The 25,040-nt window shown below is 58.8% G+C and carries 20 protein-coding genes; 11 read left to right on the forward strand and 9 right to left on the reverse strand.

What is annotated here, in order from left to right; genetic code table 11:
• Positions 1-271: 271 nt before the first annotated feature.
• From pglX to DW821_RS01055, 4 genes are all read right to left on the reverse strand, one after another.
• On the reverse strand, positions 272-2,767 hold the full coding sequence (gene pglX / locus DW821_RS01040) for a BREX-1 system adenine-specific DNA-methyltransferase PglX (protein ID WP_118065071.1): 2,496 nt from the start codon (positions 2,765-2,767) through the stop codon (positions 272-274).
• Between the two features lie 66 nt (positions 2,768-2,833).
• Positions 2,834-6,511: a BREX system P-loop protein BrxC gene (gene brxC, locus DW821_RS01045; RefSeq protein WP_117637789.1), complete on the reverse strand. Its 3,678-nt coding sequence runs from the start codon at positions 6,509-6,511 to the stop codon at positions 2,834-2,836.
• A gap of 56 nt (positions 6,512-6,567) precedes the next feature.
• Positions 6,568-7,260: a DUF1788 domain-containing protein gene (locus tag DW821_RS01050; protein ID WP_117637788.1), complete on the reverse strand. Its 693-nt coding sequence runs from the start codon at positions 7,258-7,260 to the stop codon at positions 6,568-6,570.
• Between the two features lies 1 nt (position 7,261).
• On the reverse strand, positions 7,262-7,954 hold the full coding sequence (locus tag DW821_RS01055) for a DUF1819 family protein (RefSeq protein ID WP_255415089.1): 693 nt from the start codon (positions 7,952-7,954) through the stop codon (positions 7,262-7,264).
• Positions 7,955-8,373: 419 nt separating this feature from the next.
• Between DW821_RS01055 and serC the strand changes: the two genes are divergently transcribed.
• Entirely contained in the window at positions 8,374-9,498 is a 1,125-nt protein-coding gene (gene serC, locus DW821_RS01060; protein WP_117637786.1) for a 3-phosphoserine/phosphohydroxythreonine transaminase, read from the forward strand.
• Between the two features lie 72 nt (positions 9,499-9,570).
• Positions 9,571-10,734, forward strand: coding sequence for a phosphoglycerate dehydrogenase (locus tag DW821_RS01065; protein ID WP_117637785.1), 1,164 nt, complete (start codon positions 9,571-9,573; stop codon positions 10,732-10,734).
• A gap of 349 nt (positions 10,735-11,083) precedes the next feature.
• Here DW821_RS01065 and DW821_RS10105 read toward each other — a convergent pair whose 3' ends face one another.
• Positions 11,084-11,632: a hypothetical protein gene (locus tag DW821_RS10105; RefSeq protein WP_147487015.1), complete on the reverse strand. Its 549-nt coding sequence runs from the start codon at positions 11,630-11,632 to the stop codon at positions 11,084-11,086.
• Between the two features lie 655 nt (positions 11,633-12,287).
• Here DW821_RS10105 and DW821_RS01075 point away from each other — a divergent pair.
• Both DW821_RS01075 and DW821_RS01080 read left to right on the forward strand, forming a co-directional pair.
• A complete protein-coding gene (locus DW821_RS01075) occupies positions 12,288-13,508 on the forward strand; it encodes a M20 family metallopeptidase (protein WP_118065077.1) in 1,221 nt (406 codons plus the stop codon).
• 40 nt (positions 13,509-13,548) lie between these two features.
• Positions 13,549-14,238: a DUF1015 family protein gene (locus DW821_RS01080; protein ID WP_117637782.1), complete on the forward strand. Its 690-nt coding sequence runs from the start codon at positions 13,549-13,551 to the stop codon at positions 14,236-14,238.
• Between the two features lie 129 nt (positions 14,239-14,367).
• Here DW821_RS01080 and DW821_RS01085 read toward each other — a convergent pair whose 3' ends face one another.
• From DW821_RS01085 to DW821_RS01095, 3 genes are all read right to left on the reverse strand, one after another.
• Positions 14,368-15,003, reverse strand: coding sequence for a histidine phosphatase family protein (locus tag DW821_RS01085; RefSeq protein ID WP_117563979.1), 636 nt, complete (start codon positions 15,001-15,003; stop codon positions 14,368-14,370).
• 17 nt (positions 15,004-15,020) lie between these two features.
• Positions 15,021-15,563 carry a histidine phosphatase family protein gene (locus tag DW821_RS01090; RefSeq protein ID WP_055252053.1) on the reverse strand — a complete coding sequence of 181 codons (543 nt, stop codon included), beginning with the start codon at positions 15,561-15,563 and terminating at the stop codon, positions 15,021-15,023.
• 82 nt (positions 15,564-15,645) lie between these two features.
• Positions 15,646-16,317: a nitroreductase family protein gene (locus DW821_RS01095; protein ID WP_199410655.1), complete on the reverse strand. Its 672-nt coding sequence runs from the start codon at positions 16,315-16,317 to the stop codon at positions 15,646-15,648.
• A gap of 235 nt (positions 16,318-16,552) precedes the next feature.
• Here DW821_RS01095 and DW821_RS01100 point away from each other — a divergent pair, with 235 nt between their 5' ends.
• Positions 16,553-17,155, forward strand: coding sequence for an HdeD family acid-resistance protein (locus DW821_RS01100; RefSeq protein ID WP_035137275.1), 603 nt, complete (start codon positions 16,553-16,555; stop codon positions 17,153-17,155).
• On the forward strand, positions 17,156-17,638 hold the full coding sequence (locus DW821_RS01105) for a DUF188 domain-containing protein (RefSeq protein ID WP_118065079.1): 483 nt from the start codon (positions 17,156-17,158) through the stop codon (positions 17,636-17,638). It begins immediately after the preceding gene.
• A gap of 164 nt (positions 17,639-17,802) precedes the next feature.
• On the opposite strand, the gene DW821_RS01110 is transcribed toward DW821_RS01105, so the two are convergent.
• On the reverse strand, positions 17,803-18,903 hold the full coding sequence (locus DW821_RS01110) for a putative manganese transporter (RefSeq protein ID WP_118065081.1): 1,101 nt from the start codon (positions 18,901-18,903) through the stop codon (positions 17,803-17,805).
• Positions 18,904-19,074: 171 nt separating this feature from the next.
• On the opposite strand from DW821_RS01110, the gene DW821_RS01115 reads away from it, so the two are divergent.
• From DW821_RS01115 to DW821_RS01135, 5 genes are all read left to right on the forward strand, one after another.
• Entirely contained in the window at positions 19,075-20,043 is a 969-nt protein-coding gene (locus DW821_RS01115; protein WP_117766893.1) for a 3'-5' exonuclease, read from the forward strand.
• 640 nt (positions 20,044-20,683) lie between these two features.
• Positions 20,684-21,805: a hypothetical protein gene (locus DW821_RS01120; RefSeq protein WP_118094647.1), complete on the forward strand. Its 1,122-nt coding sequence runs from the start codon at positions 20,684-20,686 to the stop codon at positions 21,803-21,805.
• A gap of 389 nt (positions 21,806-22,194) precedes the next feature.
• Positions 22,195-22,560 (forward strand): helix-turn-helix transcriptional regulator, encoded by a 366-nt coding sequence (locus DW821_RS01125; protein WP_117637779.1) that lies wholly within the window; start codon positions 22,195-22,197, stop codon positions 22,558-22,560.
• Between the two features lie 63 nt (positions 22,561-22,623).
• On the forward strand, positions 22,624-22,842 hold the full coding sequence (locus DW821_RS01130) for a cation transporter (RefSeq protein WP_089572082.1): 219 nt from the start codon (positions 22,624-22,626) through the stop codon (positions 22,840-22,842).
• Positions 22,843-22,941: 99 nt separating this feature from the next.
• Positions 22,942-24,894, forward strand: coding sequence for a heavy metal translocating P-type ATPase (locus tag DW821_RS01135; RefSeq protein ID WP_199410653.1), 1,953 nt, complete (start codon positions 22,942-22,944; stop codon positions 24,892-24,894).
• Positions 24,895-25,040 lie beyond the last annotated feature (146 nt).

Here is a 25,040-nt window from a genome sequence, read left to right on the forward strand (position 1 = left end):
CGGATCAATATAAAGATTTGTTTGAGCTTGCTGCCTTAAGTTTTTTATTCAAATATTGGGGTTTTCTCCAGGGAGTATCCCACCCGTATTCAGATACCGGGATGCTTCTGCTAGACAGCCCCGGAGCTGGGGTTTCGACAACGAAGAACCTAAGAAGCGGGGCAAGCACAGGGCCCAGTGACTTCTGAGATAGACCGCATTTAACCCATGCAGGATTAGATTCAACAAACACAACCTTATTTGCTGATACTGTTTCGAACATGAATCTCACCTAAACCAAGGGGTTGCGTTTGAAATCCCAGGAGGTTTCAAACGAGTCCCAGTCAAGTTCGGATGCATGGAGTGATTCCTGAACCAATTTCAAAACTTCCTCATTAGAAGAATCTATCCCGTGGACAGGGATGCGTTTAAGGTCTCCAACTTCATTATTAAAAGTCTGGCTCAACGCCAGCTTAATATATTGCGCTGTAGAGCTATTAAGCAGGCCAAGAATGAATAGCCTGTCTTCCTGCTTAACCGGAACAATGTAATAGCCCGCTCCGCCACAAATAGAATTGTCCGAACAATTTCGAACACTAATCGGACCACTTGTAAGCGCTGACCAGGTTAACACGCCGTTTTTATGGTAAAAACGTTCATTTTGGACACGGGCTTTTGCTTTTCCATTTTTGTCCCTATTAGTCTTAATCTCATGCCCATCATCCAGCCAATTAACAACATCTATCTGATTTCCTGACCACTTTCTGTAGTCGCCCCCATCAAGCATAAAGTGCCACTTCGCTCGAGATGGATCTCCCGTAACGCCTAGGACGTCCCGATTCGAACACTCGAACCAGCATCGAACGAAAAGATCGGTATCGCCGCACTTTAGCCCCTGCGCTAGTGAGCTGATCACAGACAATGGCGTTCCTTCCTTGAACGAAAGACGCGCCCCTTGTCCAAGCCAGTAGGCTATGGGAGTGCCGGGGATCTTCTTGAAGGTTTCGGCGTCGCGGCGGTAGAACCAGCCGCAGTCGGGGTTTTGGATGGCCTCCAGCGCCTTGGGAGCCTGAACCGTGGGACCAGTAAAATCGGCAAGACGAACGTATCCGCCCTTATAGCCATCGATATGCGAATTGTGATAGGTAAATGTGCAGATAGGCACGGTTGCCCCTGCAAAGCCAGAATACTCGAGCTGAATGAGCGTGGTTAGGGTCTTGTCATCGATAAGCCTATTTCGAAGCTTCTCGTAGCTACCGATGAACATCCAAACGAACGGAGTCATCATTCCAACTTCGCCGTGCTCGTTGGCAAAGTCCATAATGCGCACGATGAACGAAGAGAACAGGTCGTTCTTCACGTCAGAGTAGTTCTTCTTGACCCATTTGCTCATGAAGGGGTTAAAGCTGCTGCTGCCCATATACGGAGGATTAGCCACGGTGCAGGTAAAACGACGGGACAGCTTCTCGCAGATGGCGGCGGCGCCTTCGAGCTTAGTTTTGGTCGCAGAGGCAAAAAGGTCGTCGGAACAGCTCGCGGCGGCAGCTTTGAGCTCGTCAATCTCGGCCTCTGAAGGATTGAGCAGCGAGCCAATCTCGCCCAAATGACTCAACTCCTCGGCGAGCTTCTTGTTACCCGGCAGCTCGTCCTCCCCCAGCGGAATGCTCGAGAGCACGGTAACGTCGGCGCCAACGCCACGCCTAAAGAAGCGACGATCGTGCTCGCGGGCGCACATGGCAAGCGCCAGCTCCGCGATCTGCGCCGCGCGGGGATCGATTTCCATGCCCGCAAGGTTTTTAGTAAGAATAAGCTCGGGAATTTCGCGCTCACGATAGCCGCGCTCCTCGTACATATGGAAGAGCAATTCGAACGCATAGACCAGGATATGGCCCGAGCCGCATGCGGGGTCACAGAGAGTTATCTCCTCGGGGCTCGAGATGCGTATGAAGTCCTCGTGCTCAGCATCGGGCTCGATGTAATAATCCATGCACTCGCGCAGCGAACTCCCCGGGTTATTGAGCATCCACAGACGGCCGAGCGAGTTCTCGACCATATAGCGCACAATCCACTCAGGGGTGAAGAGCTGCGTGGCGGGCGCGATGTCCGCCGCCGCTGCCTTGCGCTTTGACTTGAAGAACTCGTCTTTTACGTCAGCGTTGTAGTACTGATACATCCAGCCCAGAACGGTCACGCCCTCGCGCCAGCGCTCGTCAGTGATAACGGCGTTGAGCTTGCCCACTACGCCGTCGGCCATCATGAGGCCCTGGGGCAACAGCAGCTCCATGGCACCGCCCACGCGTTCAAAGACGCCTGGCAGGCAATCGGCAAGTTCCTCGCACTGAGCCACAAAAAGATAGCGCCACAGCGGTTCATCCAAGCCCGCCATCTTGAGCTCGGCTATGCGATCGGTATCGGCCGTCGCCATCTCCACGTCCAGTGCGTTCTCCACGGCCTCGCTGCCATGGCTGCCGTCCGCGCGGCTCAGCATGCGCATACGGCCGGGAAGCCATCCGCGTGCGTCCATGAAGCGAATGGCCACGATGCGGTTGAACCAGGTGTAGGCCGCACGGTCGCGCAGGGCGTCGTGCCCCTCTGCGGCCTGTAGGCGCAGCAGCTCGTCGCGCTGCTCAACTTCGAGCGGACTCAGAGGCTGGCCGTTGACGGTCTCGGACCCAGCGGGCGCGAGCGTAGGCTCAGTGATGCCGTAGCGCACCATCTGCGCCTCCACGCCGTTAATAAGTTCCACGCGGGCCCACGTGCAGAAGTTCTTGAGAGCGGAATCGTTCATGGTTCCCGTACCTTTCAAAACGCCATAAGCCACCGGCGCATGCTTGGGCGCCGGCGGCTGAGCGGGTTAGTTAATGCGGATCTCGTCGTTTGATGCAAGCGCCTGCATAAGGCGGGCGCGCAGGTCGTCCACGTAGCGATCCACGTCCTCTGCGGTTGTGAGGCGGCTCGGCTTGGCCAGGTCGGCGCGACGCACGGTCTTGACCTTGCGCTGGGGCTTGGGCACGGGCACGGGAACGGAACCGTGACTTGGCGTAGCGGTGCCCTTGTTGGTGATCTTTTTGACCACTTCACCCGTGCTGGTGACCTCGGTGGAACGGCGCTCGTTTTCCATACGCTCGCGTGCGGCGTCCACGGCGTCGTATATCTTGTTGGCCGCCGTGATGGTCCAGCTTTCCCAGTTTGCCGCGAGGGCGTTAAGCTCGTTGAGGCTCTGGACGCCGTGGGTGCGGTTCTTGAACGACTCATACTTGGTGCCGGCGTCTGCTATGGCATCCTTGGCCTGCTTGACAAAACCATCTTGGCTCTCGGCCTGCTTCTGCAGGTCCTGCAGGTCGTTCTCGATGCGATGCAAGAACTCGTTGCGGCGCATGCCCAGGAGCTTTTTAATGTATTCCTCGACGGGGGCCATCAGCGGTTGCAGGTCTTTAATGCGGCTGTAGGGCTTGGGATCTTTGAGGATCTCGCACACCTTTGCCACATTCTCCACCGCGCCGGGAATGTCGTCGGAGGCATACTCAATGCCCTCCGTGCGACTCAAGAATTCCTTGGCGTGATCAAACGTTGCGCGCTGGTTGGAATCGAAAAACTCAGCCACCCTGTCATAGTCTTCCTTGGCGTCGAACAGGCGGTCCTCGTGCTTGGTGAACGTGGTCAAGAACGCCTCGGCCTCGTTCTGATCCTTAAGGACGTCGGCCACCTCCGAGCGCATCTTCTCGCACTCAGCCTCGCCGGGATACGGGTAGGCCGGTTTGATGCCCGTGTAGTAGTCGCGCGCCATAGCAAGGCACGTCTCGCGCAACCCCTCAAGATGCTCCTTGAGCTCGGCCACAAGCTTATCCTCGTTGGAGGGTACGGTCTTGAGGTCAAATAGGTCGCGCATAAGCTCGCCCGTGGCGCGCAGCAAACGGTCGCTCATGCGCACGCGAAGGCGCACTTGGGCCTTATCGGCATCCTTGCGCAGGAGTGCCACCATGCGGCTGTCGTTAGCTTGGACCGTCTGGCCGCCAAACAGCACCTGCGCGCGCTGCTCCCCCACAAGTTGCGCCACCACATTGGCGATGTCGACCTCGCGCCAGCCAAAGGGCCTTTGCTGGTACTGGCGCTGGATATCGCCCATAGTGGTATCCAGATGGCGCTGATGCTGCACTTTGAGGAAGTCCTCGACCTCTTTGAGCGCACGCGTGTTGCCCGCATCCATGCCATCGAGCCCCGTCTGGACGTTGCCCGCCAGCGTGGAGCGGATATCGGAATCACTCGTGACCGGCGCACCGATGTAGTCGGCCTTTTCAAAGACCACATCGCACAGCTGTGCCAGCACCTGCTCAAAGACCTGGGCAGGCTTGGCTGCACGCACCTCGACCATGCGGCCGTTGACGGCGCAACGCGCATGGAGCACGGCCTCGGTCAGAAGGGCGTCGGCCTCTTTCTCGCTATGGGCCGCCTCGCGCATCTTGGACTCAACGATCTGGCGCGTACTCGGCCGGAGCTCCTGAAGGTTGCGTGTCTTGGCGTACTTGCGGATCTTGGCGGCGTTGACGAGCGTCTCCCAGTAATCCGCCTCATCGCTCAGGGCCACGACGGCTTTGCCCGAAGAAGCCAAGGCCAGCTCGGTATCGTCCGCACGGCCCAGGTCGCTCGCCATAGTCGCCACGTAAAGCTCCATGCCGCCCATGCTGCCACCGTGGATTGAGCCGTCCACATAGCGGTCAAACGGGAAGTCGTTGGCCCCGCGGTTGAGCTTGCGCGCGTTGTAGATGCTGTCGAACAGGCGCTTCTTGATGGACTCGATCACTTGCGCGTTGTCAATCGGGGTGCGCGCGATTTCCTGCGTAATCTCCTGCTCCTCGTCGGTGAGGAAGCTATAGGTATCGCCCTGGCGCGCCACGTAGTTCTCGCGCTCCAGGCGGGCAAGGGACTCCTTGACGCGGTCCTTGAGGACACGCTTATCCACATCGAGGCCGTCGATCATAAGAATGGAGATGTTCTCGACCGTGGCCTTGACGTAGCCGATGTAACGAATCAGGTACAGGAGCTTGAGCACCCGCACGTCATAGGGCTCAAGGCCCTTTGCGTCCTCGGCCGCACGGATCGCGCGGTCGACCACCTGGATAATGCCATGCTCAAGATCTTTGGAGATGGTGTCGAAGAAGCGCCAGAACGGCACGAGCGCACCGGTCTGCTCAAGTTGGATGGTCTGAGCGCTCTCCTGGAAGGCGCTCAGCATGGAGCGCTCGCCCGTGGACATGTGCTTGGCCTTGACACCGTGCTTGCGTACCTCGGTCATCACGTCGGGCAGGAGCTTAAACTGGTAGCCCACAAACGGGTAGCTTGCCACAAAATCCTTGGAGTTAGCGTAGCCGGCAAGGTCGGAGCGCGAGCCACCCTCAAAGGTAAAGTTGTTTTTGAGCACGGCGGCGTCTTGCTCGTAGACCTGTGCAAGCATATCGGCCGCCGGCGCGGTCTTCTCGAGCACACGGCGCTGGATGACCTCGTCCACGCTGGAGCTGGAGAGCGAAAGGCGGGTGTCGAAACGACCTAAAATCTTGGAGAACTTGCCCGTATCAATCCCGCCCGGAAGACCGAGATTGTAAATGTCCTCTTGACTCGAAACCATTACCCAAACGCGGCCGCCGCAAACCGATCCCAACTCCTCGACCACCGTCTGAAGACTTAGCAAGCGATCCGAGCCGTTGTCGTTAGCAATAAACTGTCCAACCTCATCAACCATGAAAACAAGGCGAAAATCGCCACCATTGGCGGCTGCTTGAGCATCAACGTATTCTTTAACCTTTTGGGCGAACTCATCGGGTTGAAGAAGCTCGTCATCAGGGCTAGTAATCCAAGCTTTGATTTCATCGTCGCTCATGCCCAAAGTATCTTTAAGAAGCCCGCGAAAAGATTTGTTATACCTGTAGGTTTTACGATTATCGACCCATGATTTGCCCGTTAAACGCTCGAATTCATCGCGAAACTCTTGAGTCTTGCCAATTTCGTCAATGTACTCCTCAAGCTGAGCGAGCTTAGGTTTAATGCCGTAAAAACCTCGGGCCTCGTAAAACACACGCTCAAATCCATAAAGAACAGCAACGGATGACTTATCACCCTTCCATGAGCCCGCCTTGCTGTCGATATTAAAGAGAAGAGTCTGCGTAGGAATGGAACAGGCGCGCTCCATTGAAGCAAACACCATGGGATCGGCAATCTTGCCGTCAAAATAGGAAATAGCGCGCTTGCCATCAACGTTGAGGTTCCCAAGCAAATAGCTCGCAATTTTAAGGAAATGCGATTTACCGGATCCGTAGAAACCGCTGACCCACACGCCCATCTTATTGGTCGGTGAATCTAAAGAAGCGCTATAAGCATTGAAAAGAGTAGCAAAATGCCCCTGCAGCTCACGTGTCACCACGTACTCGCTAAGCTCTTGCCTGATTGACTCGTCTTTCTTATCGTCAACGACAACAACCCCGTTAATGGAACGGTTGATATCTTTCGAAAAGAGATTACGGACAATTGTTTTATCCATTTTAAGCTCCTTAAATTTGGAGAACGACAGCCAACAACGCAGGGGTCGAGGTCGACTTATGAGATATCGATCGCGCGGTAATAGTTCTCTGCTGCAAGCCTGTTAAACAAGGTGACAGACGAGCCATTAAAGCTACCGGGATAAGCCGCGATAACCGGCACATCATGGAAGTCAGACTGCATAGAATCAAACAGGTTGTGAACTCGCAAAAAGGGATAGACTTCGCCAACCCCTACAAGCAAAATCACATCGCCCGACTCGCGAGGTTGAGTCAAATCCAAAATCAGGTCGGAGACAGCATCCGGCTGGCAATAATCCACCACATCATCGAACACAGTTTCTAATCCAAAATCACCTTCTTGCTCTTGCATAGGCTCAAGGACATCAAGATCTTTAAGGATTGCCAGCACGGCGTCGTAGAGGTTCACGACCTTGAGCGTGCACGGAAGCTTGTCGGCCTCGGCATCGCGTGAAAGGGCGTCAAATAATGCACGCGCCTCAAACTCCAGCGCGGGGTCATAACAAAAGGTGTGGAAGCCGATCTCATTGCCTATGCCCCTGTTGGCCAAAAAGTCCTCGCTGCACAGGCACTCGCGCAGGAGTTGAGCGCGGCGCTCAAATTCCTGGCGGGCTCGCTCGGAGCGGGCATGCGCCGCCACGACGCTCTGGCGGGAATGGATGCCGATATTGGTGGTGATGTCCGTCGCCGGGGTGATTGCGGGGTCGACGGCGCTGTTGGCGGGAACCACGCTACATCACCTCCCTACCGGTAAGGGCCGCGATAAGCGGCTGCTCACCCAGCTGAACCAAGGCTCGCTCGACATCGGAATCGAGGAAGAGTGGTGACAGGCGCTCAGACTCCGGGCCCATACCCTCGCCGATAAGGCCGGCATGGCGGAGCGTCTGGCGAATCGAGCCCTTAATGCGCTTGACCGTGGCCTCGGTCCAGCGGGCCGCGTCCGGATACTCCGTGGTAAAGCGCGTCATAAAGGCGTTGAGGTCAGCCGCCGTGAAGGCATAGTCGAAGTTTTGCAGGCGCTCCCCCACCTCGACGAGCACGAACTCGCGCACGATATCGTAGCGGCAGATCATGCTGTAAAAGATGGCCTGGTCCGCCTGCGTGGGAGTACCGGATGCCATGAGGCCGGTTAGGGATAACGCAGCCTCGACGGCGGTTTTGGGGTCGATGCCGCGCGCGGCGCATGCGGCGTCCGTGGGCACCATGGCGTCGAGGCGGCGAAGGCACACGGTTGCGCGGTTGGCGACCATGCGCTCCGTGGGATATTGAAAGAGGTTTTCGCTCTTTACGCGTACAATGACCTGCTCGTCGCTTACGCCCTGCGTACGCAGGCCAGCGACGATGCGCATCTCATGCGGGAGGAATTGCTCGCGGGTGAGCCCCCCCCCCCCCGAACGCTTTTTGCGGTTACATCCACAGTGCACGCTCCAAGGGTGTCAGAGGCTGTCACGAATGCGCCGCGGCCCGGCAGGCAGGCGCGGCGCACATGACAATAATCATACCTGTTGGTAAAAAAGTTACCACGCCCAGAGTGTCAAATGTTGAGCAACAAAATTAAATCCGGTTAACGGTTATTTTCGCAGCTCAGAAGCTTTGACGAGGTTGCCCCAAATCACACTTGCCAGACAACCGCGCTTGTGAATCTGTCCCCGCCCTCCGCTACACTCAACATAGAATGAAGGCCGAGGCGGATCGTATGTGAGCCTCGAGGCAACCCTCCCCCATGTAACCATCCTGTAAATCATAGCGGCGCACTCGAGTTTTACCGTGATGCGGTCGCACCCGGCGCTGCACTGTGCTAAAGTATCCCGAACGTTCAAACGACTACGAGGGGAACTAGAAGATGGCACGTGTGCACAACTTCTCAGCTGGCCCGGCCGCACTGCCTACAAGCGTGCTCGCCGAGATCGCCGACGAGATGATGGACTACCGCAGTTGCGGCATGTCCGTGCTCGAGATGAGCCATCGATCTAGCATGTACCAGCAGATCATCGACGACGCCGAGGCAACCCTGCGCCGCCTGCTGAGCATCCCCGATAACTACCGTGTTCTGTTTTTGCAGGGCGGCGCCACGCTGCAGTTTGCGGGCATCCCGATGAACCTCATGCGCCGCGGCCGCGCCGGCTACGTCGTGACCGGCAACTTCGCCAACAAGGCGTACAAGGAAGCCGCCAAGTACGGCGAGGCCGTGCTGCTCGCGAGCTCCGAGGACGCCAATTTCGACCGCATTCCCGCCATGGCCGACATCAACGCGCGCATTGCCGCCGAGGCCGCGGGCGGCGGGCTCGACTACGTCTACATCTGCCAGAACAACACCATCTTTGGCACCATGTACCACGAGCTGCCTAACTTCGGCGACGTACCGCTGGTCGCCGATGTCTCGAGCTGCTTTTTGTCGCAGCCGCTCGACGTCGAGCGCTACGGACTCATCTACGCCGGCGCTCAGAAAAACGCCGGCGCCGCGGGCGTCACCGTGGTTATCGTGCGCGACGACCTGATCGCCGACGGTCCAGCCTTTGCGCAGACGCCGCAGTACATGGACCTTAAGACCCAGGCCGCCAAGGGCTCCATGCTCAACACGCCCAACACCTTTGGTATCTACGTGTGCGGCAAGGTGTTCCGTTGGGTTGAGCAGACCGGTGGACTTGCCGCCATGGCCGAACGCAACTGGGCCAAGGCCAACCTGCTCTATAACCTGCTCGAGCACAGCGTGCTGTTCCATGGCACCACACAGGCCGACAGCCGCTCCATCGCCAACGTCACCTTCCGTACCGGCGATGCCGACCTCGACGCCGCCTTTGTCGCAGGCGCGGCCGAGCACCAGATTCAAAACGTCAAGGGCCATCGCCTGGTGGGCGGCATGCGCGCCAGCGTCTACAACGCCGTAACCATGGAAGACGTGCGGGCACTGGCCTCGTACATGAAAGACTTCGAAGCGCAGCATAGTTTGAGCCCGCGATCTAACTAGCCCGCAACGCGCGGGCCGACCAGCCACTTCAAACCACCCTGCTTAGATCAAAACCTGCTAAGGAGTTTTTCCATGCGTAAGATTAAGACCATCGACGACATCACTAAAGACGGCAAAGTCGAGTTTGGCGAGGGCTACGAGTTTGTAAGCACCGCCGAGGAGGCCGACGCCATCCTGATGCGCTCGACCGACCTGCACGGCTACGAGCTGCCCGAGGGCATTCGCGCCATCGCCCGCTGCGGCGCCGGCGTCAACAACATTCCCGTCGAGGAGTACGCCAAGAAGGGCGTCGTTGTCTTTAACTCCCCCGGCGCCAACAGCAACGCCGTCAAGGAGCTCGTCCTGGGCATGCTGGTGCTTTCGAGCCGCGGCGTGGTGCAGTCGATGAACTGGGTGCGCGACAACGCCGACGACCCCGATATCCAAGTCGACGCCGAGAAGGCCAAGAAGGCCTTTGTGGGTCGCGAGCTCAAGGGCAAGCGCATTGGCGTCATCGGCCTGGGCAACGTGGGCTCCAAGGTCGCCAACGCCTGTGTCGATCTGGGCATGGACGTCTACGGCTACGACCCGTTCATTTCCGTCGAGCACGCGTGGGTGCTGAGCCGCGAGGTGCAGCGCGTGGGCACGCTCGAGGATCTGTGCCGCGGCTGCGACTACCTCACCGTGCACGTGCCCAGCAAGGCCGACACCATCGGTATGATCAGCACCGAGCAGATTAACCTGCTAGCGCCCGACGCCGTGCTCATCAACTACGCGCGCGAGACCATCATTGACGAAGACGCCGTCGACGCCGCCCTGCGCGAGGGCAAGCTCAGCTGGTTTAGCTGCGACTTTGCCACGCCTAAGACCGTCAAGATGCCCAATACGTTTATCACCACGCATTCGGGCGCCGGCACCGGCGAGGCCGAGGCCAACTGCGCCGACATGGCCATCAGCGAGCTCAAGGATTACCTGGAAAACGGCAACATCGCGCACAGCGTCAACTACCCCGCCTGCAGCATGGGCAAGGCGCGCGCCGCAAGCCGTATTGCCTGCCTGCATGCCAACGTGCCCAACATGATCGGCCAGATCACGGCCATTCTCGCCAAGGACAACGCCAATGTGCAGCGCATGACCAACGAGTCCGCTGGCGAGAACGCCTACACCATGTTCGACACCGATGAGCACCTGGACGGCAGCACGATCGAGGCGCTCAAGCAGATTCCGTCGATGTATCGCGTGCGCGTGATTAAATAGCGCCGGTGCCAAGCCTGCCAGACAGACCACGAAGCCCATTCGCCCCCCCGTATTCACGAAACGGGGGGGCGATTTTGTTGCTCCGGACGACTTTAAAATGATACCCAGAACAAGTTTTTTCAGATAATCGATAGTGAGGCTCCAGTCGCTAAGCACACCCGCTTTGATAAACAGCTTTATCAGGGACTTTAGTAGGTAAAAATCGGTCTCTATGTGCCGAATGTAAGTTGACTGTCTATTTTCCGAAACAACTTATTCTAGATAGCATTTTTAGGGTCCCTCCAAGGCAAAATTGAAGCCTTTTTGCGACCAGAACTCTAGCTCGCGCTACCGTTTACCCACCGCGCGACTACATTCCCGCCCAATCGATAAAAATCTCCTCACGAAGCCGCCGTTCGAGCTCCTGCTGTCGCGGCGTCTTGTCTTTCAGCGGCACATCGAGATAGGACATGATGAGCTCCATCACCACGCGGAAGGCATCGAAGTCGGCCAGCTGACCATAGGTCATCAGAACGACGGGATATCCCATGGCTTGCAAGGCCGTCGTTCGATCGGAGTCCGAAATCTTGGATTCAATGGATCCGTGAATGGCTTTACCCTGGCATTCAACCAGACACTCTCGGCTGCCGTCCTTATTTGCCAGCAGGATATCGGCATAGCGCCTATCAAGCCCCGAAATCAGACGGGCGCTGCGCGTCATACGAATCTCAACGTTATTGGTAAGGCGCAGCCCTTCGCCGCCGCGCAACCTCGTAAGACCAAACAGCATCGAAGCCTGGACCTCGAGCGGCGATGCTGCCACCCCCGTAATGCATTTCGCGGCTCGTATGAACGATTTAGCGCCGCGGAGCCCCCGGACCTTATCGACGAACTCTGTAAGCTCAGAGAGCTCGATCAAGGGAGGTCGTTTCCACAAGTCCGTTGGATTCCCCGAGACATCCTTTACGTTTTCCCAGCCCGACCGTGCGTCACTCCATCGGCTCCCATATGCCTGCTCAAGTGCCGACTTTACCTGAGGCGCAATCTTGCACACGGCAAAGGTGCCGCACATCTCATACATGCACATGATTAGACGCTCGTTTGAGACCGAGGAAGCCAGGGTCAGCAGGGTAAAGAGTGGGGACGCAACATCGAAGCCAAACTCCGTCTGCCGCACGGAATCAAACGGCCTCTCCCCGTTCCAAACATGCCTGACAATGCGATCGCCCTTACGTCCGCAGCTGCCCTGCGCCAACACGTGTAACGGGGTGCCCAGGAAATGCGTGACGAGCGGATGCTCACATAGGTGCTCCCTGCGCGGATCGTCCGCAGAATCGGGCAGGTCCGGCATTATTGCCAAAACCTGTGGAGGTATCCGGTAATACCTAAAGGCTGATATGTCGCACAGCATGTCGTCCATGAAGAGTACGTACCCAGTACGTCGTTTGTGAGCCCGCCCAGACGACAAACGCGATGGCTCGGCCTGCGAACGGTAAATACTGCTACTTGCACGTCGTGAATCTCTCGGGAGGCTTACAATCGGTTTGGAAAGCAAACTGATTGTGAGGTTGCATATGGTTGATGAGGACTTTGCCTGGCGGCTTGCGCAGGACCTTGTAAAGATTGACAGCTCAGACCCCGGCGCATATGAGGGCGAGATTGAGCACTTCATTAAGAGGCTCATTGAGCAGCAGCTAGCGCAGCTTGATAGTCCTGCGCTCGATGCTGTGCGGATTGAGGAGCTCGAAGTGCTCCCCGGGCGCCGCAACCTTATGATTACCGTGCCGGACGCGAGCGACGAGGCGCGGCTCGTCTACATCTGCCACATGGATACCGTCACCCTGGGAGATGGCTGGGACGCAGACATACCGCCGCTCGGGGCGACCGTGCGGGACGACAAGCTCTATGGCCGCGGCGCCTGCGACATGAAGGGCGGTCTGGCCTGCGCCATTGCCGCACTTATTCACACGTTTGAGCGTATTGCGGCGAAGGGCGCACTTCCCCACCGCGGCTTTTCGCTCATTTGCTCGGTTGACGAGGAGGACTTTATGCGCGGCTCCGAGGCGGCCATCGACGCCGACTGGGTCGGCTCGCGCGAATGGGTGCTGGATACCGAGCCCACCGACGGACAGATTCAGGTGGCGCACAAGGGGCGCACGTGGTTCGAGATCGACATGGCCGGCGTCACAGCGCATGTGAGCCAGCCGTGGAAGGGCGCCGACGCCGTCGCCGCCATGGCCGAGGTCGTCTGTGCGCTGCGCCGTGCGTTCGCGGCGCTGCCCGTACATGATGACCTGGGGCCTTCGACCGTCACATTTGGACAGATCGAGGGCGGCTATCGCCCCTATGTCGTGCCCGACCACGCCAAGGTCTGGGTCGACATGCGCCTGACCCCGCCGACCGATACGGCCGCCGCAATCAATATGGTCGAGCATGCCATCGCCGTCGCCGAAGCCGCCGTTCCCGGTTGCCATGGCAGCTACACCGTGACGGGCGACCGCCCCGCCATCGAGCGCGACCCGAACTCTCCCCTTCTAGCAGCGCTCAAGCGTGCCGCCGATGACGTGACGGACGCGGACACGACCGTCGGCTTCTTTACCGGCTACACCGACACCGCCGTCATTGCCGGCAAGACAGGTAACCGCAATTGCATGAGCTACGGTCCCGGGTCGCTCGCGCTCGCGCACAAGCCCAACGAATATGTGCCCCACGCCGACATCGTTCGTTGTCAGCAGGTGCTAATCGCGCTCGCCGATAACGTGCTCTGGGACGCGAGCGGCCAAGTTGGGGCATAATAAGCCGCGAACAAACCGACTCGTGCGTTAGGACCGCCCCATGAAAGCACTTCCGTTTCCCTGCATCCGCCCGGCTCAGGACCGCGTGCTCGAGGCACTGCCTGCAATGGGCAGCATCCTGAGCGGCAACGATGCTCTGCGCGGAGCCATTGCCGATGGTCTGATGCTCAAGGATCCAGGCGCGGCGTATTACGTGTACGAATGCTCGGGTGAGCCGGGACGCGTGACGGGTGTCGTGGCGATTTGCCCGGTTAACGTGCTGACGGGCGGCGACGAGGCTGCCGCCGAGAGCATCGACGCACTCGCCACCGCGCGCGCGATCGCCGAGCTCAAGGTGCAGCCGCGCCCCGTGTCGCTCGCCTACGAGGCGTCGCCCGTCATGGATATCATTTTGAGCGCTGCCAAAGAGGGCGCATCGCTCTACGCCGTCACCGATCCCGCGGGCGTCACACATCGCGTGTGGGAGGTCAAGCGCGAGGACGCCGTTGCCGCCATCCGTGCCATGCTCGATCAGGCGCCCGACCCGGTGTTCGCCGGTGACTCCGCCTATGTCGCCGCACTGGCTGGGGCATCGCAGATTCTGGCCGACGAGGCCCGCGCTGCCGGCGCCTACTCTGGCAAAGAGCCGTTCAACTTTGCTGTAGCCGTGCTGTTCCCCGCCGCGCAGGTCAGCGGCAGCGCGCCGCAGGTTCCGACGGGTCTGCTCACTCACCAGGTCTCACGGTTCTAGCGAACTCAAACGCTAAGCTGGAAAACCCAGCATCCAAACAAACAAGGGGCGGAGATGCAGCAAACGCATGCACCTCCGCCCTTTTCGCATCAAACAATTACGCCGGTAAACCGGGCCGCAACGTCAGCGTCATCCACGCTGCGGACCTGCCGCCGCCACGAGCGGCTCTAGCCCCAGCTCGCGCGCGTAGTCTTCCTGCGTAAAGACTTCGACCAGTTCAAACGTATCGGCCGCATCGTCAAACGCAAAATGCAGCACTGAGCAGTTGCCCGGCACGCGTTCGCGCTCGTCGGCCGCCGCGCCCCGCACGTGGTCCAAAAACTCCTTGATAGCTGAGCCATGACTTACCGCGAGCACGCACGTATGGTCCGGACGCTGCATAAGATCGGTCAGCGTCGCCACCATGCGCGTGCGCACCTGGATCTGGCCCTCGCCGCCAAATTGACGATAGAAATCGCGCCACGGGCGCTCGGGCATGAGCATCACGCGCTCGGCCTCAAAGTCGCCAAAGAACCACTCACGCAGGCCGTCCAGGCGCTCGTACGCCAAGCCCGGCCACAAGTTGGCGATAGTCTGCTCGGTGCGATGAAGCGTGGAGGTGTAGGCATGATCGGGCTCAATGCCGCGCGCACGTAAAAACATGCCGGCGCGCGCCGCCTGGTCGCAACCCAACTGCGTAAGCGGCGAATCACTCCACCCCTGAATGATACGCTTAAGGTTGAATATCGTCTGTCCATGACGGACCAGATACAGATCTTTATTCATAGGGGTCCTTTCGTTCGTTACCAACCCAAAAGCGAAAACGCCCCGTCGCAATAGCCAAAATGAAGCACGGCACCGTTGTCGGGCAGCTCTCCCCCGCCAGTCACATACTCAAGAAACTCCTGGCAGGCTGAGCCATGGGAAACCGCCAGCACGCAGTCGTGCTGCGGCCTGGCCATAATACGGGACAGCGCCGCGACCATGCGCGACTGAAGCTGCACTTCCGACTCGCCGCCAAAGGCAACAGGATAATCGCCCCAGGGCTGCGGCGGCATCTCGCGATTTGATGTGCCCTCCAGCGAGCCAAAATGCCACTCACGCAGGTCATCGACCAGCTCAATGGAACGGCCCTCGCCAACGATAAGCTCGGCCGTATGCCGCGCCCGGCCTAACGGCGAGGAATACACATGATCAAAGGCCACGCCACGCGCCGCAAACGCCGTACGCGCCGTCAGCGCCTGCTCGCGCCCGCGCGCCGTAAGCGGCGAATCGTGCCAGCCCTGCAAAATGCTCTGCACATTGAGCTCAGTCTGCCCATGCCGCACCAAATACAGATCTGCCACACACCCTCCCCTCGTACCACCACAAAGGGGACGGGTACCTTTGTGGTGGTTTACCGCCGGATCACACCGCGGTGACACTCAACTACACCAGCACGTCGGCGAGCGAACGCTTGGGTACGTGGTGCACCCGCGCCTCGTCGCGCCAATAATTGATGGAGCCGTCGGGATTGGAATCGATCGCATCGATCACCTGTGTCTCGGCCGGAACGCCAAACGCCATGATCAGCTTGAGCTCATACTTGTCGTTATCGAGCCCCATGGCATCGATCGCGCGGGGCGTAAAGGCCTTGAACATGCAGGCTGACACCTCGGGCGTGGCGCTGCGGGCGGCGAGCATCATCGTCTGCGCGGCAATGCCCGTGTCGACCTCGGTAATGGGAGCGGCAGGCTTGCCCGGAACGGCGCGCTCGGCCAAAATCGCGATATAGCCGGTCGGGCGCTCGCCCTCGGCAGGACCCGGCCAGTCCTTAAGCGCGCCGGCCCATGCAAGCTCATCAAATACGCGCGCGCAGTCCTCGGCACCGCTCACCACATGAAAACGCAGACGCTGAGCATTGGCGCCGCAGGGAGCCAGGTGCGCCAGTTCCGCCAGCTCAAGCAAAAACTCGCGCGGCACGCGCATGGACTCGTCAAAGCGACGGCACGTACGGGCACGACGGACCAGCGCATCAAACGCTTCCAGACCGAGCTTTTCGCAACCTTGCTTTGCCATCGATTCGACACTCGACGGTGCCTCGGGAACTGCTTCGTTCATAGGGACCCCCAATACAAGCCAATTGTCCTTAGGAAAATCTAACCTAAAACGTGGGCAATAACGAACAGGGCTGCAATGTTCTACACCTGTTGAATAGAAAATCGCGACGTGGGGAACAACGGAAACAATTCGGGACCTTTGGGTTACGTTTCGCCCTCCCCGACCCATACGCTAGCGCCTTTAAGCGTTACTGGTTGTAACGATCAAGGCTTACACCGCACGGAAAGGAGACATTATGGGCATCTTTAAGAACGATGACCAAAAATCGAGTCAGTTTGGATTTGACGAGAAAAGCATGGCAGGCAAGGCCGTCAAGGCCGTGCGCTGGATTTACGCCATCACGGGCGTCTTGGCGCTCGTCGCCGGCATCGCACTGCTGTTTGCGCCCGCCAAGTCCCTCGTCTTCCTAACGACCGTCTTGGGCTTCTACTTTGTGATCACGGCCGCGATCAGGCTGTTTACCGCTGTTTTCGAGCCACTGCTGCCCACCGGCTGGCGCGTGACGAGCATCATCTCCAACCTACTCATTATCTTGGGCGGCGTCATAATCCTGCGCAACCAGGCCTTCTCGACCGCGACGCTCACCACGATGGTGGTTATCGTGGCCGGCTTTGGCTGGATCGTCGAAGGTGTCATGTCCATTCTGGAGTCCGAGCTTTCGTCCAACCGTGCCCTCGCCATCCTGAGCGGCGCGCTCTCCATCATCGCCGGCATGTTCGTGTTTATCTATCCGCTGTGGTCGGCCAAGATGCTCGTCATCTTTAGCGGCGCCGCACTGCTGGTGTTTGGCGTAACGCTGATTGTTCGCGCTATTCAATTTGGCAAACTGGTGCACTAGATGCCGCGAACGCTCTTTATTGATGCAGACGCCTGCCCGGTCACGCGCGAGTCGATTGACTGCGCGCGGCGGGCGGGCGTCGCCGTCGTTATCGCCGGCAACAGCACACAGAACCTGGAACGCCACATTCGCCGCGACGATCCGCGCGACGTCGAGCATGCGCGACGCGGATTTTGGGTCACGACGCTCGATGTGAGCGTGGGCGCCGACAGCGCCGACTTTGCCATTGTCGAACGCCTGCAGGCGGGCGACGTAGTCGTGACGCAGGACATTGGCTTGGCGAGCATGGTGCTCGGGCGCTATGCCGCCGCCATCGGCGTGCGCGGGCGCGTCTACGATAAGGCGACCATCGACATGCAACTGTTTATTCGCCACGAGGAAAAGAAGGTGCGCCGCGCCGGCGGTCGCACTCGCGGTCCGGCGGCATTTACCAGCGAAGACCGGGCCCGCTTTAAGCGCAACCTCACCGAGCTGTTGCGCTAACCAAGGTAGATTTTCGGGACATGCCCGGAAATCTACCTTTTTTTTTGAGCGGTGTGAGCGCTCGGAATCCATGGCTCAACAAAAAACGGGCTTCAAAATGCCATGCGTCGCCGCATTGCGCAGGCGCCGAGCATGGCTATTTGAAGCCCATTTTTTAGGCCTACTTAGAGGCCGAAGGCGGATAGGATAAGGCCCCAGCCGGCGCCGATGACGTACATCATGACCAGGAACACGGTGTTTTCACGAGCGCTGCGGTTGGTGCGGAACAGGACAAGATAGCCCACGCCGGCGGAAATGAGCGTGCCGGCGAGCATCGGCGCCAGCTGTAGCGCGCCCTCCAGGTACAGCTGCGTAATGACCACGCTGGCCGAGCAGTTGGGGATCAGGCCGACGAGTGCCGAGCCCAAGACGGCGAGCGTCTCGTTGCCACGCAGGAACTGCTCGATCGCGGACTCTCCGAAGGTCTCGAGCACGGCAACTAGAATCAGCGTCACCAGGAAAATAAAAACCGAAACCTGCACGGTGTGCGAGATCGCGCTGCGGATAATCGACAGGACGGGCGCACCTTCGTGGGAGTGACCGTGGTCGTGCCCATGGCCGTGGTGGTGCTCATGCTCGCCTGCGTGACCGTGGTCATGGCTGTGTCCGTGGTCGCGCTCGTGTTCATCTTCATCATCATCGCAACCGCAATGGTCGCGCTCGCACAACTCGTGGATGTGGTCGGCGCTCACGCCCGCCTCGGCCACTTCATCAATGATGTCGCCCCCGGTATGGTCGTCGTGCGCGCAGTTCACATGAGCCGGATTGGCAGCGGTCCCCAGCACGGTACGGCGAATCGCCGCATGCGCGCGGGCATTACGACGAAGGCCGCGGATAGCCGCGTCCACGATAAAGCCCGTGACCAGCGCGATCAGTGCCTTCGAAGCCAAAAACATCGCCATGGTCTGCACGGGCACCTGCTCGGCGAGCAACAGCGGCAGCATCTCATCGGAGGTCGAGAGGAACACGGCGACCAGCGTGCCCAGCGTCACGACACGGCCGGCGTACAGCGTTGCTGCCATGGCCGAAAATCCGCACTGCGGCACCATGCCCAACAACGAGCCAACCACGGGGCCCGCGGCACCGGCGCGCTTGATGGCGCCGTTAACGCGGTCGCCCGCGACGTGCTCCAGGGTCTCGAGGGCCAGATACGTCACCAACAAAAACGGCACCAGCGACAGCGTGTCCTTGCCGGCGTCGAGCAGAATATCAATCAGTAAATCCATGACGGATGGAACCTTTCGTGTCTTTCGGCAGCATTGTAAAAGTCCTAGCGGTCAACTAGGGTATTGTAGTTGTCCCGGGCGCGGTGCCAATAGTTGCCTATGGTAAACTATCATCTCGCCATAACTCAGTAACCTCGAGCCGCACAACGCGGCCCGTCCAAGGAGTAGCATATGAACGTATCGCAAGCACTCGAATACGAGCGCCAGCCGTTTATCCCCATGTTTATCTACGGCGACCACGGCGCCATGGAGTCCGAGCGCCAGAAGGGCGAGGAGGCCCTCAAGGTGCTCGAGACCGAGTACTTTACCGCCGAGGGCGACCCCGGCTTCGACTTTGCCACCGTGCGCGACCTGGCCGACCGCAACCGCGACCTGTGCGACCAGATTGGCGAGGCGCGTCTGCGCAACGTGACGCCCGCGACGCTCTCGCGCGGCCTGTCCGATGCCGACACCTGCGCCGCCATCGGCAAGATGCAAAAGCGCACCGCCGCGTCCGTTATGCGCGAAATCCGCGGCGACCGCGACGCGCTCGGCGTGGCCTACGCCCGCAAGCCCATCCAGGGCACCGTGCTCGGTATCGACATCGAGACCACCGGCCGTGCACCCGAGCGCGGCTATATCATCAACGTGGGCTGGGAGATCATGGAGCTCACCAGCGACGCCGTCCCGCATGACGCCGAGGCACACTACTGCGGCCTGCCCGACATCTACCGCGGCGAAGATGTGCCGCTGTCGAATATCCACCACATTACCTGGGACGACATCGACGGCAAAACGCCCTTCCGCGAGAACAAGGAGCTGCAAAAGCAGCTGCTCAAGCTTATGAAGAAGTACCCGTACATGGCGCATAACGCCGCCTTTGAGGACAGCTGGTTCAAGATTCACCTGGACGGTTACGCCGAGGCACGCCGCGCGGGTAAGATCATCGTCATCGACTCGCGCCAGATCTGCCGCAGCCTGGACGCCGACGTGCGCTCGCTCCCCCGCGAGTCCGCCCCCGCCGCGCTCGAGAACTGGGCACGCCGTCGCGGCACCCTCGCGCCCGACGCCAACGAGCAGCATCTGGGTCTGGACGACACCGACCTCATGCTCCGCACGGTACAGGCCGAGTTCAACCTCAAGAACCTGTTTGCGAAATAACCGATCCATCTGCGGGAGCGCCTGCCAGGCACAGTGCAATCCGTCTGGACGCACCGGCACGCAGTAAACTAGGGCGCAGTCTTATGGCTGCACCCTAGTTTTAATCAAAACGAGCAAATACGCATGCTTCACATAGTCGGCAGATTGGCCCACCTACTTTTTTCGAGTTGTTCGGCCAGCTGAACCACTAGTCGAGGCCCCTTGAACCGCAATCGAGCGCTATAGTCGCCCCAATTTCACAACCAAGCCCTATAAATCTACCTGAATCAATTCGAATAAGACGTTGCGATCACACCATTCGTATAGGATAAGGCCGAATAACTCAAATTATGTTGGTGAGGCATCTGAGCGGTCGGCAAAAACGCTTAGAAGCTACGAATCCGCAACTAAAGTTCACCAAAATGGGGCAGCCGACAGAAACCTCCCCAGCCGAAGCTGCCCCCCCTCAATACGACAGCTCAAAAACCCACCGTTCGCAGAAGATAAGCCGCGCCCCAATACCGTTGCCCGAAGTTTCGAGCGTATATGGCGTCCGCTATGCCATCATGCGCGTATGGGAATCGTTCTGTCACATACCACGGCACGCGCTGTATACCAAACAGTCAACTCGCTCGCAAGCCACGCGACCGATCCCATATCTATGGAAAAGATCAAGGTGTCTGCGCCGACCACGTCCAACCTGGAAGCGGCGCGAGCATGGCTCAACAGAAAGAATGTCGATTCTGAAAGCATCCATGTGCTGACGTTTTCCAATAATGCCAAAAGGCACCGCAAGGGCTGCATCTGCCACTGCACGCGCTATACGTTTGATGCAGAAAGCTACCTAGAACTCGAGCCGAACGTCTACATCGTCGACATCAAGCTGTGCGCGTTAGAAGCAACAGCCGACCTCAACCTTTCGGAGCTCGTTGAGTATTACTTTGAAATCTGCGGCTCCTACGCGCTTGGAACGTCCGACGAAACTCAATATCGCGAGCGCCCAGCCCTAACCAGCGTTGAAGAGCTCAGAGCCTTCTTTTCAGAGGCATCGGGGTATCGTGGATCTAATAAAGCACTTAAGGCACTTTCTTATGTACGCGAAGGCTGTCGCTCCCCACTCGAAACGGCGTTTGTCATGATGCTGACAATGCCCAAGTCAATGGGTGGCTTAGCCATACGCGCTATCAAAACGGACTATCCGATCCCAGTCCCCAAAAGATACGCCGCCCTAACGCGACGGACGGTTTTCTACCTCGACGCGCTGCTCGAAAATTCGATGACCGATATCGAATACAACGGCTTTTACCACGACGAGCCCGAACAGCAATCAATTGACGAGGAACGCCGAAACACGCTGCGAAACATGGGATATGCCGTTATCACAGTTAGTCGTCATTCGTTTTTCAAGCAGTCCGCTTTTAGGCGGGTCATGGAAGCGATTCGCATTCGCGAGAAGATATGGCCCGGTCGACTCCCGGATAACTTCGCCATCCTGCAAGAAACTCTTCGTCAATTTGTCTTGCGGCGCTACTTCGAATACGGTCGCCGCGTCCTGGAGACACTCAAAGAAGAAGAGGCCGCCAAGCGCGAAATTGCAAGCCAATATCCGCAAGCTGATGACCCGAGCATCAACGATGTGCCAGAACCCGACGACATGCAACACGTCGGGGCCCTTGCTGAGGAAATCAATGGGCCTTGGGAATGCGACATGTTCGCAAAAATCGATGAAAACCGCACGGAAGACGACACGATTATTGATCTAATTGAGAATTCGCTCTTCTAAAGGCGATCTCTGCGGATGTCCACCTACATTTTTCGACTTATTCGGCCACCGATGTGCCAGATTGGCTGCAGCAATGCTCAATATAACTTTAGATAAAACTGATTCTGCAGGAACTCCCGTAGAGGAAGAACTGATTCTCGCGGTATTTAACACGATAAAGTACAAATATGAACAGTTCTAATGCTTCTCAAGGTGGCTTTCTTAGCATGCTGGCCGAACATCTCGAAATATGTTGGCGAGCATTGCGTCGATGTCTCCCAACCCGCAGAAAATCGCAGAGGCGGCAAGCAGTCATCGAAATTAACGTAAATAGTATTGACATATGAACATGCGCTCATATAATCGGAAGTAAGTTATATGAGCGCATGTTCATATGAAAGGATGTTGCAATGAGCAGCCACGCTGATGAAACAAAGACTGGCATCGAGGCCACCGAGCTGATCGTCCCCACCACCTGCTCGCCCGAGGACCTTCCCGACGAGGAGCTGTTGTACGACCTGGCCGACCTGTTCAAGGTCTTCAGCGACACCACACGCATCAAGATCCTCTATGCCCTCATGGGCCGCGAGCTCTGCGTGGCTGACATCGCCGAAGCGACCGCAACCTCGCAGTCGGCAGTATCGCACCAGCTGCGCACGCTTAAGCAGTCGCACCTGGTCAAGTTCCGCCGCGACGGCCGCAACATTCTCTACTCGCTCGCCGACGATCACGTCTACACCATGCTTAACCAGGGCATGAGCCATATCTGCGAATAGCAATCAACCACGGTATCAGCGCGGCCGGCACCCAGACCGCTAACACAGGGAAAGGAACCCACCATGAAAAAGCAGTTCAAGCTCGACGAGATCGATTGCGCCAACTGCGCGCGCGAGCTTCAGGACGAACTTGCCAAGCTCGAGGGCGTCAAGTCCGTTTCGGTCAACTTTATGACCCAGAAGCTGACGCTCGAGGCCGACGACGCCAAGTTCGACGAGGTCCTGGACCGCGTCGTTGAGTTCACCGCCGACGCCGAGCCGGACTGCGAGATCATTCTCTAACCCGCGCATACGTTGACCTGCGAGGCCGCGCTTGCCGCGGCCTTTGCTCGCGAAATTATATGAGCGAGTGTTCATAAACTCAAATGAGAGGTTTGAATCATGACAGCCGCCGATCCCAAAAAGAAAAAGAAGAAGCGCAAGAAGAAAGAGTCCCTTGAGCATAAGCGCAACCGCATCCTGGTAGCACTGGGCATTTTTGCCGTTGTTTATGCCCTCGACGAGCTCGGCGCCCTCACTATCGCATTTGGGGAGCCCGGCAACATCTACGCCAGCTTTGTGCTGTTCCTCGTGCCGTTTTTGATTGCCGGCTACGACGTACTGCAAAAGGCATTCAATAACATCCGCCGCGGCAAGGCCTTCGACGAGAGCTTCCTCATGGCCGTCGCGACCATCGGCGCGTTTGCCATGGTGCTCTTCCCCGACACCGACCCGCACATGGCCGAAGGTGCCGCTGTCATGCTGTTCTACCAGGTCGGCGAGTTGTTCCAGGCATACGCCGTGGGCAAGAGCCGCAAGTCGATCAGTGCCATGATGAACATCGCGCCCGACTACGCTAACGTCGAGCAAGCCGACGGCACACTCGAACAGGTCTTTCCCGATGACATCGCCGTCGGCACCGTGATCGTGGTCAAGCCCGGCGAGCGCGTGCCTATCGACGGCGTCATCGTCGAGGGCGAAACCCAGCTCGACACCGCCGCACTCACGGGCGAGTCGGTCCCCCGCCCGGCCAAGACCGGCGACGATATCATCAGCGGTTGCATCAACATGACGGGCCTCATCCACGTGCGCACCACCAAGCCCTTTGGCGAGTCAACCGTCGCGCGTGTTCTGGAGCTCGTGGAGAATGCCAGCGAAAAGAAGGCGCGCACCGAGAACTTCATCACGCGCTTTGCCCGCGTCTACACCCCCGCCGTCACTGGCGCTGCCGCGGTGCTCGCGCTTGGCGGCGGCCTGGTGACTGGCGCTTGGTCCGATTGGATCCTGCGCGGCCTGACCTTCCTGGTCGTCAGCTGCCCGTGCGCCCTCGTGATCAGCGTACCGTTGAGTTTCTTTGGCGGCATCGGCGGCGCGTCCAAGCTGGGCGTTCTCATCAAGGGCTCCAACTACCTCGAGACGCTCGCCGACGTGGACACCATCGTCTTCGACAAAACGGGCACCCTCACCAACGGCACGTTCTCAGTCGTCGCGGTGCACCCCGAGGCTGGCTATACCGAGCAGTCGCTGCTCGAAGTCGTAGCCCTTGCTGAGTCGTTCTCCGATCACCCCATCGCGCAGTCCGTGCGCGACGCCTACCAGGGCGAGGTCGACCCCAAGCGCGTGAGCGACTCCGCCAACGACGCGGGCCACGGCGTGACGGCAACCATCGACGGCAAGCACGTCGTCGTTGGCAACGCCAAGATGCTCGGCGCGGCCGGCGTTGAAGCACCGGACTGCGAGGTTGTCGGCACGATCCTCCACGTGCTCGTTGACGGCGTGTACGCCGGCCACATCGTGATTGCAGACACCGTTAAGGCCGATGCGGAGCAAACGATTCGCGACCTGCATGCCGCCGGTATCAACCGCACCGTCATGCTCACGGGCGACCGCGAGGAGGTTGCAGCGTCTGTGGCCAAGCAACTCGGTCTCGACGAGTTCCACGCGCAGCTCCTGCCGGGCGACAAGGTCGAGCGCGTTGAGGCACTACTCGCGGCCGAAAGTGGCAAGGGCAAGCTCGCCTTTGTCGGCGACGGTATCAACGACGCGCCTGTGCTTACGCGCGCCGATGTGGGCATTGCCATGGGCGCCATGGGCTCCGACGCCGCGATCGAGGCCGCCGACGTGGTGCTGATGGACGACAAGCCGTCCAACATTTCCCGCGCGATCCGCGTGGCGCGCAAGACCATGTCGATTGTTTGGCAGAACATAATCTTTGCGCTGGGCATTAAGCTGCTGATCCTTGTGCTGGCAGCGCTGGGTATCGCCAATATGTGGCTTGCCGTCTTTGGCGACGTAGGCGTGGCGATCATCGCCATCCTGAACGCCATGCGCGCGATGGGTGTCAAGAACCTGTAGCTTGTACTCGGACGGTCCCGGCAGGGATGTCCCCTCCAAAACGTCCTCGGCAAATGTGGCCCCGTTGTCCTGCTCCTACGGGGCTATAGACAACGGGGCCACTTGCCTGCGGAATGTTTTGGAGGGGACATCCCTGCCGGGACCTG

Source organism: Collinsella sp. AM33-4BH (assembly GCF_003469205.1).
In the GTDB taxonomy this organism is placed as follows: domain Bacteria; phylum Actinomycetota; class Coriobacteriia; order Coriobacteriales; family Coriobacteriaceae; genus Collinsella.

Bases quoted from the DNA above. Each gene is read 5' to 3' on its own strand.
- DW821_RS01075 (WP_118065077.1), top strand. From the start codon at position 12,288: ATGGTTGATGAGGACTTTGCCTGGCGGCTTGCGCAGGACCTTGTAAAG.
- DW821_RS01065 (WP_117637785.1), top strand. From the start codon at position 9,571: ATGCGTAAGATTAAGACCATCGACGACATCACTAAAGACGGCAAAGTC.
- pglX (WP_118065071.1), bottom strand. From the start codon at position 2,767: ATGAACGATTCCGCTCTCAAGAACTTCTGCACGTGGGCCCGCGTGGAA.
- DW821_RS01105 (WP_118065079.1), top strand. From the start codon at position 17,156: ATGCCGCGAACGCTCTTTATTGATGCAGACGCCTGCCCGGTCACGCGC.
- serC (WP_117637786.1), top strand. From the start codon at position 8,374: ATGGCACGTGTGCACAACTTCTCAGCTGGCCCGGCCGCACTGCCTACA.
- DW821_RS01080 (WP_117637782.1), top strand. From the start codon at position 13,549: ATGAAAGCACTTCCGTTTCCCTGCATCCGCCCGGCTCAGGACCGCGTG.
- DW821_RS01100 (WP_035137275.1), top strand. From the start codon at position 16,553: ATGGGCATCTTTAAGAACGATGACCAAAAATCGAGTCAGTTTGGATTT.
- DW821_RS01135 (WP_199410653.1), top strand. From the start codon at position 22,942: ATGACAGCCGCCGATCCCAAAAAGAAAAAGAAGAAGCGCAAGAAGAAA.
- DW821_RS01110 (WP_118065081.1), bottom strand. From the start codon at position 18,903: ATGGATTTACTGATTGATATTCTGCTCGACGCCGGCAAGGACACGCTG.
- brxC (WP_117637789.1), bottom strand. From the start codon at position 6,511: ATGGATAAAACAATTGTCCGTAATCTCTTTTCGAAAGATATCAACCGT.
- DW821_RS01120 (WP_118094647.1), top strand. From the start codon at position 20,684: ATGGAAAAGATCAAGGTGTCTGCGCCGACCACGTCCAACCTGGAAGCG.
- DW821_RS01095 (WP_199410655.1), bottom strand. From the start codon at position 16,317: ATGAACGAAGCAGTTCCCGAGGCACCGTCGAGTGTCGAATCGATGGCA.
- DW821_RS01130 (WP_089572082.1), top strand. From the start codon at position 22,624: ATGAAAAAGCAGTTCAAGCTCGACGAGATCGATTGCGCCAACTGCGCG.
- DW821_RS01125 (WP_117637779.1), top strand. From the start codon at position 22,195: ATGAGCAGCCACGCTGATGAAACAAAGACTGGCATCGAGGCCACCGAG.
- DW821_RS01085 (WP_117563979.1), bottom strand. From the start codon at position 15,003: ATGAATAAAGATCTGTATCTGGTCCGTCATGGACAGACGATATTCAAC.
- DW821_RS01115 (WP_117766893.1), top strand. From the start codon at position 19,075: ATGAACGTATCGCAAGCACTCGAATACGAGCGCCAGCCGTTTATCCCC.